The sequence below is a fragment of the Pseudomonas sp. GW821-FHT07G06 genome (assembly GCF_058986625.1).
This window is the reverse complement of record NZ_JBYSVW010000015.1, coordinates 151,916-168,896: the sequence shown is the minus strand read 5'-3', so window position 1 is coordinate 168,896 and position 16,981 is coordinate 151,916. Positions and strand designations below refer to the sequence as shown.

The 16,981-nt window shown below is 62.8% G+C and carries 5 protein-coding genes; 1 reads left to right on the top strand and 4 read right to left on the bottom strand.

The features are described 5' to 3' along the window. Nucleotides 1-173 precede the first annotated feature (173 nt). Nucleotides 174-13,172 (bottom strand): non-ribosomal peptide synthetase, encoded by a 12,999-nt coding sequence (locus AC3WJW_RS22895; RefSeq protein WP_493727492.1) that lies wholly within the window; start codon nt 13,170-13,172, stop codon nt 174-176. 385 nt (nt 13,173-13,557) lie between these two features. Between AC3WJW_RS22895 and AC3WJW_RS22890 the strand changes: the two genes are divergently transcribed. Next, a complete protein-coding gene (locus tag AC3WJW_RS22890) occupies nt 13,558-14,106 on the top strand; it encodes an RNA polymerase factor sigma-70 (protein WP_102700836.1) in 549 nt (182 codons plus the stop codon). 97 nt (nt 14,107-14,203) lie between these two features. Here the strand turns inward: AC3WJW_RS22890 and AC3WJW_RS22885 are convergent, their stop codons facing one another. The 3 genes from AC3WJW_RS22885 to AC3WJW_RS22875 form a co-directional block, all read right to left on the bottom strand. Beyond that, nucleotides 14,204-15,217, bottom strand: a complete 1,014-nt coding sequence (locus tag AC3WJW_RS22885) for a GNAT family N-acetyltransferase (RefSeq protein WP_493727491.1) — start codon at nt 15,215-15,217, stop codon at nt 14,204-14,206. Between the two features lie 76 nt (nt 15,218-15,293). Next, on the bottom strand, nt 15,294-16,052 hold the full coding sequence (locus AC3WJW_RS22880; protein WP_493727490.1) for a substrate-binding periplasmic protein: 759 nt from the start codon (nt 16,050-16,052) through the stop codon (nt 15,294-15,296). Nucleotides 16,053-16,205: 153 nt separating this feature from the next. Further along, the gene (locus tag AC3WJW_RS22875; protein ID WP_493727489.1) at nt 16,206-16,832 is read right to left on the bottom strand and encodes a TetR/AcrR family transcriptional regulator; all 627 of its coding nucleotides are present in this window, start codon (nt 16,830-16,832) and stop codon (nt 16,206-16,208) included. Nucleotides 16,833-16,981 lie beyond the last annotated feature (149 nt).

The window sequence follows — 16,981 nt, the reverse complement described above, 5'->3', positions numbered from 1 at the left end:
GGAGCCCGAAGACTGAGCGGCTCACGGATCACAGTCAATCGCGAGAATGTATGCGTTTGTACCACCGCCTTCGCGGGCAAGCCCGCTCCCACAGGTTTCAGGTGTTCATACATACACCACTGAACCTGTGGGAGCGGGCTTGCCCGTGATGAGGCCGGTAAAGCCGCTGGAGATTACAACCCCTCCAGCTCCGCCATCAGGTCATTCAGGCGATCCACCTTCTCCTCGGTGATTTCGTTGGCCGCCAACCCGTCGATGTACGTCGCCAACTCCTCCACCGTGCTGCACTCGAACATCGCCCGCAACGGCACGTCCCGTTGCAGGGTTTTCTGCACCCGCGAGGCGATCTGCGTCGCCAGCAACGAATGCCCGCCCAGTTCGAAGAAGTTGTCGCGAACACCCACTTTTTCGACCTTCAACACTTCGGCCCAAATGTCCGCCAGGGTCTGCTCCAGGTCATTGCGCGGCGCCTGGTAATCCTGGCTCTGCATCTGGCCGATCTCCAGCGCCGGCAGGGCCTTGCGGTCCAGCTTGCCATTGGCGTTGAGCGGCATCTTGCCCAGCCACAGCCAATGCAGCGGCACCATGTATTCCGGCAATTCGGCGCGCAGGCGTTGCTTGATCCGCTCCAATCCCTCGGCCGGACTCAACGCAACCTCCGCCGCGACCAGATAGCCCACCAGATGCTTGCCGTTCGCCCCTTCCTGCACACCCACCGCCGCATCGCGGACTTCCGGTTGTTCATGCAGGCGAGCCTCGATTTCACCCAGCTCGATGCGGTAGCCGCGAATCTTCACCTGATGGTCGATGCGCCCCACGTACTCCAACACGCCGTCACTGCGACGGCGGGCCAGGTCGCCGGTGCGATACAGGCGCTCGCCTGGCGCGCCGAACGGGTTCGGCACAAACACCGGAGCCGTGCGCAGCGGGTCGCTGACATAACCGCGTCCGACCCCGGTGCCGGCGACGCACAGTTCACCCACGGCACCCAGCGGTACCAGTTCCAGTGCGCCATCGAGCACATACAACAGGTTATTGTCGGTCGGCGTACCGATCGGCAAATAGCTGCCGCGAGTCGAAGCCATATCAACGCGGAAAAACGCCACATCATCCGAGCACTCCGCCGGACCGTAGGCATTCACCAGGCCGATCTGCGGATAACGCAGCAACCATTGATGCGCCAGCTCCGGCGGCATCGCCTCACCAGTCGGCAGCATCCAGCGCAGGCCGTCGAGGCTCATGCGCTCCTGGGCGAGCATGCCCTGGATCAGCGATGGTACGCTTTCCAGCACGGTGATGCCCTGGGCTGCAACATGCGCCAACAACCCCTGCGGATCGTGGGCGATGGTGTTCGGCACGATGTCCACCCGTGCGCCGAACAACGGCGCGGCGAGGAACTGCCACACGGAAATGTCGAAGCTCTGCGAGGCGGTCTGGGCGATCACGTCGGCGTCGCTCAGGTTCAGGTACGGCACTTTGCTCAATTGGTTATTGAGCATGCCGCGCTGCTCGACCATCACGCCTTTGGGCAAACCGGTGGAACCGGAGGTGTAGATCACATAGGCCAGGTTGTCCGCACTGCTGTAGATGCCGGGATTGTCCGCCGACAGCGCAAGGGCCTGGACCTCCTCCCAGACTAGCAGCCGTGGCCGGCTGGCGCAGCCGAACTCGTCAAGCAAGGCCTGCGCCTGTTCACGGCACGCTTGTGTGCACACCAGCAGTGGCGTTCGGCTCAGTTCGATGATCCGGCTCAGACGCTGGCTCGGCAGGCCCGGGTCCAGCGGCAGGTAACCCGCGCCGGCCTTGAAGCTGCCGATGATCATGCCGAGCAAATCGAGACTGCGTTCGGCCAGCAATGCCACCGGTTGATCGCGCCCGACACCGGCGGCAATCAACGCATGACCGAGACGGTTACTGCGCTGGTTCAGCTCCAGATAACTGTACTGCCGGTCAATACAACTGGCCGCAATGCGCTGCGGGTGTCGGGCGACCTGCGTCTCAAACAATGAAACGTAGCTCTGCTCCAGTGGATATTCGTGTTCGCTCCGGTTGCAGCCATGGAGGAGGAAGTCCTGCTCCTCGGCCCCCAGCAACGGCAGGTCGGCCATGTCGCCATGGAAACCTTCCACCAGCGCCAGCAGCAAACGCTTGAACTCGCCGAGCATGCGCTCGACCGTGGTTTCATCGAAGTAGCGCTGGTCGTAGGACAGGTGCAAGCCCAGGTCATCACCCGGATAGCACACGGCCGTCAGCGGGAAGTTGGTGTGGGTCCGGCCCGAGTCCGAGGTCGCGTTGAGGCTCTGCGCACGGTCCAGCACCGAGACTTCCACCGGGGCGTTTTCGAACACGAACAGGCTGTCGAACAGCGGCTGGCCCTTGGGCAGCTCGCTTTGTTCCTGGATGTTCACCAGCGGCAGGTATTCGTATTCGCGCAATTGCATGTTGCTGTCGAGCAGACCGGTGAGCCACTGGCGCACGCTGCATCGCTGGCCGTCCTCGGGCATCTTCACCCGCAGCGCGATGCTGTTGATGAACAGGCCGACGGTGCGCTGCATCTGCGGCATCTCCACCGGACGCCCGGCCACGGTGACGCCGAACAGCACGTCGCGATCACCGCTCAAGCGCCGCAGCACCAGCGCCCACGCCGCCTGGGCGAAGGTGTTGATGGTCAGCTGATGGGCCTGGGCCAGTTCGCGCAGTTGCGCACCGTCACAGGCATCGAGCCTGGTGTAGCGGTCGCCGACGATCATGCCGCCACTGTCGCCGGCATGTTCACGCAGGAACGGCCGGTCGCTCGGGATCGGCGTGGTCCGCTCAAACCCTTGCAGGTTGGTTTTCCACCATTGCCGCGCTTCGTCCAGGCTCTGGCGTTGCAGCCAGCCAATGTAGTCGCGATAACGCGATACAGGCCCGAGCTGCGCTTCCCGGCCTTCGCCGAGGGCGCTGTAGATCTCGAAGAAATCGTTCATCAGCAGCGAGCGGCACCAGGCATCGATGAGGATGTGGTGGTTGCTCATCATGAACCAGTAGCGCGCCGCGCCGACCCGGATCAGGCGCAAGTGGAACGGCGCCTGGTTGAGCAGATCGAACCCGGCCTCGCGTTCGGTCCTGAGCAAGGTTTGCAGCTTCGGCTCTTGCTCGGCTTCGGCGATATCACGCCAGTCGAGGTACTCGATCGGTGTGCTGCCCGGCTTGTGGATCACCTGCAGCATGTCCGCGCCGACGTTCCAGCAGAACGACGCGCGCAACGCTTCGTGGCGGGCGACGACGGCTTGCCAGGCCTGGGCGAAACGCTGCGGATCCAGCTCGCTGTTGATGCGGTAGCGGTCCTGCATGTAGTACAGGCCGGTGCCCGGCTCCAGCAAGGTGTGCAACAGCATGCCTTCCTGCATCGGGGTCAACGGGTAGACGTCTTCGATAGCGGTGGCCGGGACTGGCAGCGCATCCAGTTGCGTCTGATTGAGCTGCGCCAGCGGGAAGTCCGACGGCGTCAGGCCACCGGCGTCGTCGCGCAGGCAATGCTCGATCAGACTGCTCAACTCACCGAGGTAGGCATCGGCCAACTCGCCGATGGTTGATGGATCGAAGCGTTCGGCGCTGAACGTCCAGCGCAATACCAGTTCACCGCCATACACCTGACTGTCGACGCTCAGCTCGTTGGGCAACGGTGCATGGGCATCGTGGGCGGCGCCGACGGCTTCATCCAGTGGATGGAACAGCGCGTCCGCGCCGAAGCTCTGGTCGAACTGGCCGAGGTAGTTGAAGGTAATCGGTGCCTGCGGCAACGCCGCCATGCTGTGGCGACTCGGCTCATCGGCGAGGTAACGCAGCACGCCATGACCCAAGCCCTTATGCGGCACGGCACGCAGCTGCTCCTTGATCGCCTTGATCGAGGCCCCCTGCCCGGCGGCTTCTTCGATGTTCGACGGCGTCAGGCGCAACGGATAGGCACTGGTGAACCAGCCCACCGTGCGGGTCAGGTCGATGTCGTCGAACAGCGCTTCGCGGCCGTGGCCTTCCAGCTGGATCAGCGCCGATGGCTGACCGCTCCAGCGGCACAGCACGCGGGCCAAAGCGGTCAACAGCAAGTCGTTGACCTGGGTGCGATAGGCACTTGGCGCCTGCTGCAGCAACTGCCGCGTACGCTCGCTGTCGAGACGCACGCTGACGGTTTGCGCATGACGGTTTTGCCGCCCGCCTTCAGGATGATCGCAGGGCAGATCGGCACTTGGTCCGGCCAGTTGCGCCTGCCACCAGCCCAGCTCTTCGCGCAGGGACTCGCTGCCGGCGTAGGCTTGCAAGCGTACGGCCCAGTCCTTGAAGGCGCTGGTTTTCGCCGACAGTTTCACCGACTGCCGTGCTTCCAGTTGGCGATACACGGTTTGCAGGTCATCCAGCAGCACCCGCCACGACACACCATCCACCACCAAGTGATGAATGGCGATGAACAAGCGTTGCTGGCCTTCAGGGCCGTCGACCAGCAACACGCGCAGCAACGGTCCCTGTTCAAGGTCGAGACTGCGCTGGGCATCGGCGAACAAGGCCGCGCATTTATCCATCGACGAAACACGCACTTGCCACAACACCGGCGCATCGGAAACCGGCTGGTGCAAGGCCTGCCACTGGCCGGCAACCTGGCCAAAGCGCAAGCGCAAGGCGTCGTGCTGTTCGATCACCGCCAGCAACGCTTGCTCCAGGCGATGAGATTCAAGTACCATTGTCGGTTGCAACAACAACGCCTGGTTCCAGTGTTGGCGTTGCGCGATATCGGTGTCGAAGAACCAGTGCTGGATGGGTGTCAGGCGCGACTCGCCCATGATCAAACCCTGCTCGGCGTTGACCTGCTCGCTGCGGGTGGCCACGGCGGCGAGGGTCTGCACGGTCTGGTGCTGGAACAGGTCACGAGGGCTGAAGTGAATGCCCTGCTGCCGCGCCCGGCTGACCACCTGGATCGACAGGATCGAGTCGCCGCCCAGTTCGAAGAAGTTGTCGTTGAGACCGACCTGCTCCACGTTCAGTACTTCGCACCAGATCTGCGCCAGGGTGACTTCGAGCTCGTTGCTTGGCGCCACGTAGTCTTGGCGATTCAGCTCCGGGTCCGGTGCCGGGAGCGCGCGGCGGTCGAGTTTACCGTTGCCGGTCAACGGCATGCTCGCCAGCAGGATCAGGTGCGTGGGCACCATGTAATCCGGCAGTTGCGATTTCAGATGCGCCTTGAGGGCTTCACGCAACATCGATTGCTGCGCTTCGCCCTGTTCGGCGACATCCGTCACCAGATAGCCGACCAGTTGCGTGCCGCTCGGTGCGTCAAGCGCCAGCACGACCGCCTCACGGACTGAATCATGGTCCAGCAGGCGGGTTTCGATTTCACCGAGTTCGATGCGGAATCCGCGAATCTTCACTTGATGGTCGATGCGTCCAAGGTATTCCACCAGGCCATCGGCACACTGGCGCACCAGGTCACCGGTGCGGTAGATACGCCCGCCATTGGCGGCAAACGGATCGGCCACAAAGCGCTCCGCTGTCATGCCCGGACGCTGGTGATACCCCTGGGCCAGACCCGCGCCACCGATGTACAGCTCGCCCGTCGCGCCTTGCGGCACCAACGCCAGGTCGGCGTCGAGAATGTAGGCCACGCGGTCGCCGATCACACTGCCGATCGGCACGCTGCCGGCGCCCTCTTCCAATACTTGCGGAGCAAGACTGGCCAGCGGCATGACCACGGTTTCGGTCGGGCCGTAGGCGTTGAAGAACCGGCTCGGCTTGAACGCTGCACGAATCCGTGCCAGGTGCTCACCGGTCAGCGCTTCGCCGCCGGTGATGATCATGCGCACCGGCAGGGTCTGGTCCTGGGTCGCCAGCCATTGCGCCAACTGGCTGCCGTAGCTCGGCGTGAAACCGAGTACGTTGATCCGATGACGACGGATCAGGCCGCAGATTTCTTCCGCGTCCCACTGCCCTTGCGCTCGCAACACCACGTGCGCGCCGCTGAGCAGCGGCACCAGCAACCGCTCGGTGGCGGCGTCGAAGTTGATCGAATAGAAGTGCAGTTCACAGTCGTCGGGGCGCATGCCGAAACGTTCGATCACCGCGCGGCAATGCATGGCGATTTCACCGTGGGACACCACCACGCCTTTCGGTTTTCCGGTCGAGCCCGAGGTGTAGATCAGGTAGGCCTGATGCTGCGCCAGACTGATCGGCGGCAGCTCGGTGGCCGGGAAATTGGCCAGCGCAGCGGCGTCTTTCTCAAGACACCAGCGGCCGACGGTCGCCGGCAACTCGCCCAGGGCCTTGAACATCGCCGCATCGCTGAGCAGCAAACCGATGCCGCTGTCTTCGATCATGTAGTGCAAGCGGTCCAGCGGGTATTCCGGATCCAGCGGCACATAGGCGCCGCCCGCCTTGAGGATCGCCAACAGGCCGACCACCATTTCCAGCGAGCGCTCAAGTGCCAGGCCCACACGAACCTGCGGTCCGACACCTCGCTCGCGCAGCATCCAGGCCAAGCGGTTGGCGCGGCTATCGAGTTCGGCGTAGCTCAGGGTCTGCCCGGCGAAAGTCAGGGCCGGCGCGTCCTGGCGCACCAGGGCTTGCTCGGCGAACAGGTGATGGATGCACTGATCCAGCCGATGTTCGCCCGCCTCGACGCCGAGGCTGTCGAGCAGACGTTGTTGCTCGCCGGACGCCAGCAGCGGCAGTTCGCTCAAGCGTTGTTGCGGATCGGCAATCAGCGCCTCCAGCAGGTTGCGCCAATGCCCGGCCATACGGGCGATGCGCGGTTCGTCGAACAGATCGGTGCTGTAGGTCAGGCAGCAACCCAGGCGATGGTCGAGGTCGGTGACTTCCAGGTTGAGGTCGAACTTGGTCGCGCGGGCATCGTTGGCCAGGTACTCGACCGTCATGCCGGCCAGGGTGCGGCTTTGCTGGAACTCCCAGCGCTGCACGTTGCACATCACCTGGAACAACGGGTTGTAGGCCGCACTGCGTGGCGGTTGCAAGGCTTCCACCAGATGATCGAACGGCAGGTCCTGATGGGACTGGCCTTCGATCACCGTGTGCCGCACCTGCTCGAACAGCTCGCCGACAGACATCTGCCCGTCGAGCTGGCAGCGCAACACCTGGGTGTTGAGGAATGCGCCGATCAGCCCTTCGCTTTCCGGACGAATGCGGTTGGCCACAGGTGCGCCGATGCGCAGATCGGTCTGGCCGCTATAGCGGTACAGCAGGGTCGCCAGTGTGGCGGTCATGGTCATGAACAGGGTCAGGCCGTGCCGGGCATTGAAGGCACGCACCCGTGCCGCGAGCTCGTCGCTCAGGTCAAAGCGATACAGCTCACCCTGATGGCTTTGTACCGGCGGACGCGGACGGTCGGCCGGCAACTCCAGCAACGGATGCTCACGGCCCAGTTGCGTGGTCCAGTAATCGAGCTGACGCTGACGCTCGCCCGACTCCAGCCACTGCCGTTGCCACACGCTGTAATCCAGGTACTGCACCGGCAACGGCGCCAGCGGCGACTCACGGTCGTCGACAAAGGCTTCGTACAGCGCGCTGAGCTCCCGGGCAAAGATGTCCATCGCCCAGCCTTCGGTGACGATGTGGTGCAAGGTCAGAACGAAGTAGTGTTCCTGCTCGCCGGTCTTGACCAGGCACGCACGCAACAGCGGACCGGTTTCCAGATCAAACGGCTGGTGCGCTTCGTCATCGGCCAGTTGCTGGACCTGCCACTCGCGGCCTTCGGCATCCAGCGCGGTGAAATCCTTCCACGCCATGCGCACGCCGGTCTGCATGTGCACCTGTTGGCGGGCGACGCCGTCAACGCTCGGGAACGTCGTGCGCAGGGTTTCATGGCGCATGATCAAGGCTTGCAGCGCCGCTTCGAAACGCGCGACATCCAGCACACCGCGTAGCCGCGCCATGCCGCCGACGTTGTAGGCCGGGCTGTCCGGCTCCATCTGCCAGAGGAACCACATGCGCTGCTGGGAATAGGACAGCGGCACCGCCTGGCGACGGTCGATTGTTTCAATCGGCGGCTGTTTGTTGGTGCCGCCGCTGGCCTGGATCAAGCGGACCTGTTCGGCAAATGCACCCAGTTCGCTGTGTTCGAACAGCGCCCGCAGCGGCAACTCGACGTCACAGGCCTGACGGGTGCGGGAGATGATTTGCGTGGCCAGCAGCGAGTGGCCGCCGAGGGCAAAGAAATCATCGCGCAGGCCGACTGGCGTCAGGCCCAGCACTTCGCGCCAGATGCCGGCGATCTGTTGCTCCAGTTCGGTCACGGGCTCGACGTGTTCGCGAACCTGCCACTGCGGTTCCGGCAAGGCGCGACGGTCGAGTTTGCCGCTCGGGCCGAGGGGCATTTGGTTCAGATGCATCAGCTGGGCCGGGACCATGTATTCCGGCAGCTGCGCCGTCAGCGCCGCTTTCAGGCGAGTCGTTTGAGCATCGATGGATTCAGCAGTTTCGGTGGTGGTGAAGTAACCGATCAGTTGTCCACCCATCGCCGTTTCGCGCACCAGCACCACCGCTTGGGCGACACCCTCCTGCGCCAGCAGGCGGGCTTCGATTTCCTGCGGCTCGACGCGCAAGCCCCGCAGCTTGACCTGCTGATCGAGGCGACCGAGATACTCGATCACGCCATCGCCAGTCCAGCGTGCACGATCACCGGTGCGGTACAGACGCGCGCCGTGCTCGCCCAATGGATCGACGACAAAACGTTCGGCCGTCAGGCCCGGACGGCCCAAGTAGCCACGCGCCAGACCGCTGCCACTGATGCACAACTCACCCGGTACACCGGCCGGCACCGGATTGAGCTCGCTGTCGAGCACGCGGCAGATCACATTGCCCAGTGGCCGGCCAATCGGCGAGCGTTCGCCATCGGCGCTGGAGCACTGCCAATGGGTGACGTTGATCGCGGTTTCGGTCGGGCCGTAGCGGTTGTGCAACTGTACGGCCGGCAGTTGCGCCAGCACGCGGTTGCGCAGCTCCGCTGGCAAGGCTTCGCCGCCGGAGAATACGCGGCGCAGGCTCGTGCATTGCGCGCTGAGCGGTTCGTCGATGAACAACGAAAGCAGCGGCGGCACGAAGTGCAGCGTGGTCACGCCGTACGCTTGCACAAGCTGCGCGATGCGATGCGGATCGCGGTGTTCGCCGGGGCCGGCAAGCAACAGGCGACTGCCGGTGATCAGCGGCCAGAAGCACTCCCACACCGACACGTCGAAACTGATCGGCGCCTTTTGCATCAGCACATCGGTTTCGTTCAACTGATAGGTTTGCTGCATCCATTGCAGGCGCTCGGCCAGCGCCGCGTGGGTATTGCCGACGCCTTTGGGTTGACCAGTCGATCCCGAGGTATAAATCACATAGGCGAGGTTGTCGCCCTGCAGATGCAGGCCCGGCGCCTGGCTTGGCCAGTTGTCCAGGTGCAAGGTGTCCATGGCGATCACACTGACGCCCTGGCTGGCCGGCATGCGATCGAGCAACCCGGTTTGCGTCAGCAGCAATTCGACACCGCTGTCGCTGAGCATGTAGGACAGGCGCTCGGCCGGGTAGTCCGGGTCCAGCGGTACATAGGCACCACCGGCCTTGATGATCGCCAGCAGGCCGATCAGCAGTTGCGGCGAACGCTCGCAGGCAATGGCCACGCACACGTCCGGACCGACGCCCTTGTCGCGCAGGTAGTGGGCCAGGCGGTTGGCCTGGGTGTGCAGTCCGGCGAAGTCCAACTGACCGCCGTCCCACAGCAGCGCCGTACGCTGCGGGGTCAGTCGGGCTTGTTGGTCAAGCCGTTCCGGCAGCCATTGACTGGCCGGTGTGCAGGGCGCAACGGACCAGTTCGCTTGCTGATGGTGCTCAGGCTCAGTGAGCAGTTGCAGATCACCGAGGGCCGTTTGCGGACGCTCGCAGACTGCACGCAACAGGTTGGCGTAATGCTCGGACAGACGTTCGATGGTCGCCGCATCGAACAGCTCGCTGGCATAGTCGAAGGACAGGCTCAGGCGACCGTTGCGATCTTCCTCACTGTGCAATTGCAGATCGAACTTGGCTTCCCGGCTGTGCCACGGCAACTCTTCGGCGAGTAACCCCGGCAGACGTTTCAAGGCATTGAGGTCGCGCTGCTGGTGGTTGAACATGACCTGGAACAAACCCTGTTCACGGGCCTGCGGGAAGGCTTCAAGCAGCTGTTCGAACGGCAAGTCCTGATGCGCTTGCGCACCCAGCGCTGCCTCACGGGTTTGCCCCAGCAGTTCAGTGAATGGCAGCCGCGAATCCACCTCGGCGCGCAGCACCAGGGTGTTGATGAAAAAGCCGATCAGGCCCTGGGTTTCCAGGCGCGGACGGTTGGCGTTCGGCACGCCGATGCGGATGTCACGCTGACCGCTGTAGCGATGCAACAAGGCCTGGAATGCGGCGAGCAGCAGCATGAAGGAGGTCGATTCGTGGGCCTGGGCGGTCTGGCGAATTTTATCGCTGAGGGCCGCATCCAGACGCAAGGTATGGCGGGCGGCGCTGTGCAGTTGTTGTGCGCAGCGTGGATGATCGCTGGCCAGGCTCAGGGTCGGATGCTCATCGCCCAAACGGCCTTTCCAGTAGGCCAGTTGCCGCTCGCCCTCCCCTTGCGCCAGCCATTGGCGCTGCCAGCTGGCGTAATCGGCGTACTGCGTCGGCAATGGCGCCAGCAGCGCTTGCTGGCCTTGGGAGGCCGCCGCATACAGGTGCGAAAACTCGTCGATCAGCACATTCAGCGACCAGCCGTCCGCAATGATGTGGTGCATCGTCACCAACAACTGATGGTCTTCATCGTCGAGGCGAACCAGCGTCACCCACAGCAGCGGGCCTTTCTCCAGATCGAACTGGGTATGCGCCTCGTCCTCACGGATTTGCAGTGCGCGGGCTTCACGCTCGGCGGCCGGCAGATCGCTGATGTCGATCATTTGCAGGTTGAACTCAGCACCCGCAGTGACCTGCTGCTGGGCCACGCCATCACGTTCGAAAAAGCGTGTGCGCAGGGATTCGTGGCGCTCGATCAACTGCTGGAAACTGGCGCGCAATGCGTCCTCGTCCAGCTCGCCACGCAAGCGCAAGGCACCCGGAATGTTGTAGGCGCTGCTGTGGGGGGCGAGTTGCCAGGTGATCCACAAACGGTTTTGTGCCAGCGATTGCGGTATAGGTTGCTGGCGCGACAGCGCCGTGATCGCGCCCTGGGCCAGGCCACCGTCCTGTTGCTGACGGGCCACGGCATCGGCGAATGCGCCGAGGGTCGGGGCTTCGAACAGCAGGCGCAGGTTCAACTCCAGTCCCAGCGCTTCACGCAGGCGCGCCACCACTTGCGTCGCTGCAATGGAGTTGCCGCCGAGCAGGAAGAAATGATCGTCGGCGCTCACCTGCCCAACCTGCAATTGCTCGCACCAGATGCCGCCGATCAGGCTTTGCAGCTCAGAGCCCGACTCGACCTGGCTTGCACTGTCGGTGCTGGCCGACGGGAACAGCGCGTAGCTGTCGAGGCTGCCGTCCACCAGTCGACTGCGGCACGCCGAGCGTTGCAGTTTGCCGCTGGACGTCTTGGGCAGCGCACCCGGATTGAGCAGCACCACCACGCTCGGTGCTTCCAGATACGCCTCGGCGACGGCCTGGCGAATGGCCTTGATCAGGGACGCGGGCGGCAGGATTTTCTGCACGCTGCGGCTGATTTCGGCGGCGATGCCGATGCCCTCCTGACCATCGACCGTGACGGCAAAGGCGGCAACGCGGCCCTTGCGCACCACTTCCACTTCGCACTCGACGGTCTGCTCGATGTCCTGCGGGTACAGGTTGTGCCCGCGCACGATCAGCATGTCCTTCAGGCGGCCGGTGATGAACAGCTCGCCGTTGCGCATGAAACCCAGGTCACCGGTTCGCAGCCAGGTCTGGCCGGCGTGCCGGACGAACGTCCTGGCTGACGCTTCAGGGTTGCGCCAAAAACCGAGGGCGATGCTCGGCCCGCTGGCCCAGACTTCGCCGACGGCATTGTCGGCCTGTTCGCTGAGCGAGACCGGGTCGACGATCAGCACGGCGTGAGCCGGCTGGCTGATGCCACAACTCATGATCGGGCTGCCCTCGCCCGCTTCCACCCGGTTCTGCGCCAGGGCCTGATCGTCCACCCGCAGGTTGCCGATGCCTTCGCCGCGCGCTGTACCGGCCACAAACAAGGTGGCTTCGGCCAGACCGTAGGAGGCCATGAAGCTGTCCGCGGTGAAACCGCAGGTCGCGAACTTCTCGGCGAAGCGTTCCAGGGTGTCGAGGCGAATCGGTTCGGAACCGGAATACGCCACGCGCCAGCCACTCAGGTCCAGCCGTTCCAGGGCCGATTCGCTGACCCGCTCGCTGCACAGGCGATAAGCAAAATCCGGCCCGCCGCTGATGGTGCCGCCGTATTCGCTGATCGCTTCCAGCCAGCGCAACGGCCGGCCGAGGAAGTACGCCGGCGACATCAATACGCAAGGCACGCCGCTGAAAATCGGCTGCAGCAAGCCGCCGATCAGGCCCATGTCGTGATACAGCGGCAGCCAGCTGACGATCACGTCGTCGGGGTTGAGGTCGATGCCAAACCCGTGACGAATCAGCAATTCGTTGGCCACCAGATTGCCGTGGCTGACTTGCACGCCCTTGGGCATCGCGGTGGAACCGGAGGTGTATTGCAGGAAGGCGATGTGATCGTCCTGCAAATCCGCCGCGACCCAGCGTTCGGCCAGTGCACCGTCGAGGGTGTCGACACACAGCAACGGCGGCGCCCCTTCGATTTGCTGCAATGCATCGCGCAGCCCGGCGCTGGTCAGCAGCAAGCGCGGCTGGGCATCGCTGATGATCGACAGCAGGCGCTCCTGGTGATGACGGCGCGTCGACTCCGGCGGGTAGGCCGGGACCGCGATCACCCCGGCGTACAGGCAACCGAAGAACGCCGCGACGTAATCCGGGCCGCTGGGGAACAACAACACGGCGCGGTCGCCGAAATCCGCTTGAGCCTGCAAGGCGCCGGCAATCATCCGCGCCCGCTGATCCAGCTCGCGATAACTGAGCACCACAGCCTGTTCCGGGGTCTCGGCAAGAAAACGCAGGGCCACCCGATCCGGCGTCAGGGCCGCGCGGCGCTGAAGGGCTTGGACCATTGTGCTGGGGAGTTCGAACGCGTCGGTCATGAGGTTTCCTGCCTGATTTCGGCTTGGTAGGAGCGAGCCTGCTCGCGAAAATCCGGAGAACACCGCGGGGTGTCAGGCGCCCATCGTCATCGTTGACGACCATCGCGAGCGAGCTCGCTCCTACGGGGTGATGAGGGTTGCGCTGTGCAATTCACCAATGAGAACGGATGACGTCTTGAAATAATTAGTCGCCAGGTTGCAACGCCAGGCGGGCTGAAGGGGGCGTCAACGTGTCGCAGTTCGCACTCTGCGCCCCTGCTACGCAGTAATTATCTTTCTCATTTGACAATCATTATCATTAAGCCTAGTTTGTCGCTCGATTGTGCAGGACGGCCCCCCCGGTTTATCCCCGTCCCACTAACCTTTTGGCAGCAAGGTGATTTCCATGATGGAACCAGTATCCACAAGCAGGTGCGATACACCGCTACTTCAGGCATTCGTCGACAATCGACTGATTCTGGTGAAGATCGCAGCCCGTATTACCGGTTGCCGCTCACGTGCCGAAGATGTTGTGCAGGACGCGTTCTTCCGGTTGCAGTCGGCCCCGCCCATCACCAGTTCGATCAAGGCCCAGCTCAGCTACCTGTTCCAGATCGTGCGCAACCTGGCGATCGACCACTACCGCAAGCAGGCGCTGGAGCAGAAGTATTCCGGCCCTGAAGAGGAAGGGCTGAATGTGGTGATCCAGGGTGCGTCACCGGAAACTTCGCACATCAATTTCTCGACGCTGGAGCACATTGCCGATGCGTTGACCGAATTACCGAGCCGCACCCGCTACGCCTTCGAGATGTATCGCCTGCACGGCGTACCGCAAAAAGACATCGCCAAGGAACTCGGGGTCTCGCCGACCCTGGTGAACTTCATGATTCGCGATGCGCTGGTGCACTGCCGCAAGGTGTCGGGGAATCGGGCGGATAGCTTTTCCCATCGTTGAATTTGTGTTGTCCGCTCTAAAAGATCGCAGCCTTCGGCAGCTCCTACAGGGGGAACGCAATTCCATGTAGGAGCTGCCGAAGGCTGCGATCTTTTTTTCAGGCCAGACTGCACCGATCGAAAAACCGCTCCCGCCCCAACACCATCAAGGCCGCGCGCTTGTGCGGGAAGTCGAACTCTTTCTCGCAGTGAAAGCACTGGTTGTGCATGTACCCGATCATCTTCGCGTTATCGGCACGAGGCTCGGCCACCACGCGCTGCGTGCGCGGATCATCGAGAAACAGATAATGCACCAGCGCCGATAACCAGCTCGCCACCTTGTGCGGACCGCGATGGTTTTCCTCACCCACCAGCATGTGAAGGCCACGGTCGTAATCGCCGGCATCATAGAAGGGTGCGATGCGATCCTCCTTGGCCCAGTAGGCTTCGAAGTAAGCGAACGGCTGATCGTCGAAACACCCGATCAGCGTCAGGGTGTGCGGATCGGCCTCGAGTTTGTTCAGGTATTGGCGATGTTGTTCGAGGCTGCCCTCCTCCTGCCAGAAGCTGGCGACGCGTGGGCTGTTTTGCCAGCGATTGAAACGCGCCAGGTCTTGCTCGATTTCCAGGGTACGCAGGGAAACCCAGGCGCCCAGCCGCGCATCGAATCGTCGATACACCTCACCCCGGGGTTTCACCGCTCGCAGTGGGTGACGCTTGCCGCCGGTGATGACCATTTGCTGTGGGAAGCTGCCGGTCAGGGAATGCCCCAGCCATGGCTGCGGCAACTGCCAGAACAAGGTGCGCTCGCAGCAATACTGGCCGTTGACGGAAGCCGGAATCAGCAAACCACTGAGCACGGCTTCGTGCGGCACCTCTTGCAGTTGCCAGACCAGGCGCTGACAGTCGGGGTCGCGAGCGAACAGCCAGTAACAGGCCGCCCATATCGCTTGCCCTTCGGGGTGACTGAAGCGCTCCAGCAATTGCACGTGCAACTCGGGGTCACGATTGAGCCGCAGGGTGAGCAAGGGCTGCCCTTCCAGGCTGAGGCTCAGGCGGCCTTGCGTTTCATCAGCGGCAAGACAACGGCCGGTCGGCAGGCACAGGGCAATCAGTTCATTCAGATTGGACATGGGGGCGGGCTCACGATAATCGTCGACAGTTCAACGAGGTGACGTCAGCCACGGCGGGAAATTTAGGAAAAGAACGTCAATTGACGACTTGAGGTGGCGGTTCTTTGTGCGGGACCGGCACCACCGCAATCTTGTACGGATCGAAAATCCTCAGCATCTGGCCACCGTCCCGCAAGCCTTGCAACAACTTGCCAAAGGCCTCGCCGCTGATGGGGGCCGCCGGGCGCAGGATGGCGTAATGGTGATAGACCTGATCGATGCGATCGGACGCCAACAACTCCTTGGCGACATTCGGATTGCGCAAAAAGTAGTCGTTCAGGTAAGAGCGCGTGACCAGGGCGATGTCGGCGCGACCGCGTAACACCATCAGCAGATTGCTGTCATGGGAATAGGTCAGCGTGGCGTTGTAGTTTTTCGCCAGGTACTGGGGCTCGGCATTGAAGTTGGCGAACTCATAGTGATAGCCGCTGAAGAGTGCCAGGCGCTTGCCGCTCAGGTCGGCAAAATAGCTTTGCTGCCGATCGGGCAGGCGCTGCGCGACAAAAATCTCGGCGTCTTCCAGCCCCATGTCGACGGCGGTATGGGGAATGTCTTCCCAACCCCAGGCCGGATTTTCGAAGATGGCCATGTCGACCCGGCCCTGCTTCAAGTCACCGAAACGCCGTGGAATGGACGTGGGCACCAGGACAAACTGATAGTCACTTTGCGCTGCGTTCAGGGCCTCTACCAACTGCGGCAGCAACCCGGTATCGGCCCCGGATTCCGGGCGCACGGTGTAGGGCGGAAAATGCGCGGCACCAATGCGCACCAGTTGCGCAGCCTGGGATGGCAGCATCGTTGACACCGCAAGTGTCGCGAGCAAAAGCCGCGAAGCTGTCCGAATTGGCGACCCCCTCAAAACAAGCTCACTCCCCAATAAAACGGCATCGATGCCTTCAAGCTAGGCGTTTTCGTCAAGTTAGCCAGTTTAATGCTGGCCAACACAAGTTTATTGCCGGTCTTCCAGCACCAGAATCAACGCTTCATCGGCCAACTGATCAAGGCTCATGCTACCGCCGGCGCGAAACCAGGTGGTGGTCCAGGACAATGCGCCGGTCAGGAAGCGACGGGTGATGAACACATCGCCGCGGATAAACCCGGCGCTCTTGGCTTCGCCCAGTACTTGCAACCAGATGCCTTCATAGATTTCGCGCAGTGCCAGGACCTTGGCCTGGCCTTCTTCGGACAGCGAGCGCCATTCGTAGACCAGCACGGCCATGGCCTCGCCGCTACCGCCCATGATCGACTGCAATTCACAACGGATCAGCGCCAGCACCCGTTCGCGCACATTGCCGGCCTCGGCGATGGCCGCACGCATCAATGCGGTGTTGTAGCGGATGGTTTCCTCCATCACGGCGCGCAGGATTTCGTCCTTGCTTTTGAAGTGATGGAAAATACTCCCGGATTGAATGCCCACGGCACCCGCCAGATCGCGCACGGTCGTGCGCTCATAGCCTTTATTGCGGAACAGGTGGGCCGCCACTTGCAGCAGCTTGCCACGGGCGCTGTCCGGGTCGGTCAATTGGCCGTCGTCCACCAATTCACGCATGACCCTCAGGGCTTTTTGCTCGTCCACCCGTTCTCTCCTACAGTCGATCAATCAATAACGCCGATCACCCCGAAAACAACGGGGTTGCGCGGGCAATTTAAGCTGATGGATGCAACCAAGCAAGCGCTTGGCAGAAGATAACCCGGTCATTTACAAACCAAGCGCTTGCTTGGTAA

Coding starts and splice junctions, on each gene's coding strand:
- AC3WJW_RS22885 (WP_493727491.1), bottom strand. CDS start 15,217: ATGTCCAATCTGAATGAACTGATTGCCCTGTGCCTGCCGACCGGCCGT.
- AC3WJW_RS22880 (WP_493727490.1), bottom strand. CDS start 16,052: ATGCTGCCATCCCAGGCTGCGCAACTGGTGCGCATTGGTGCCGCGCAT.
- AC3WJW_RS22890 (WP_102700836.1), top strand. CDS start 13,558: ATGATGGAACCAGTATCCACAAGCAGGTGCGATACACCGCTACTTCAG.
- AC3WJW_RS22895 (WP_493727492.1), bottom strand. CDS start 13,172: ATGACCGACGCGTTCGAACTCCCCAGCACAATGGTCCAAGCCCTTCAG.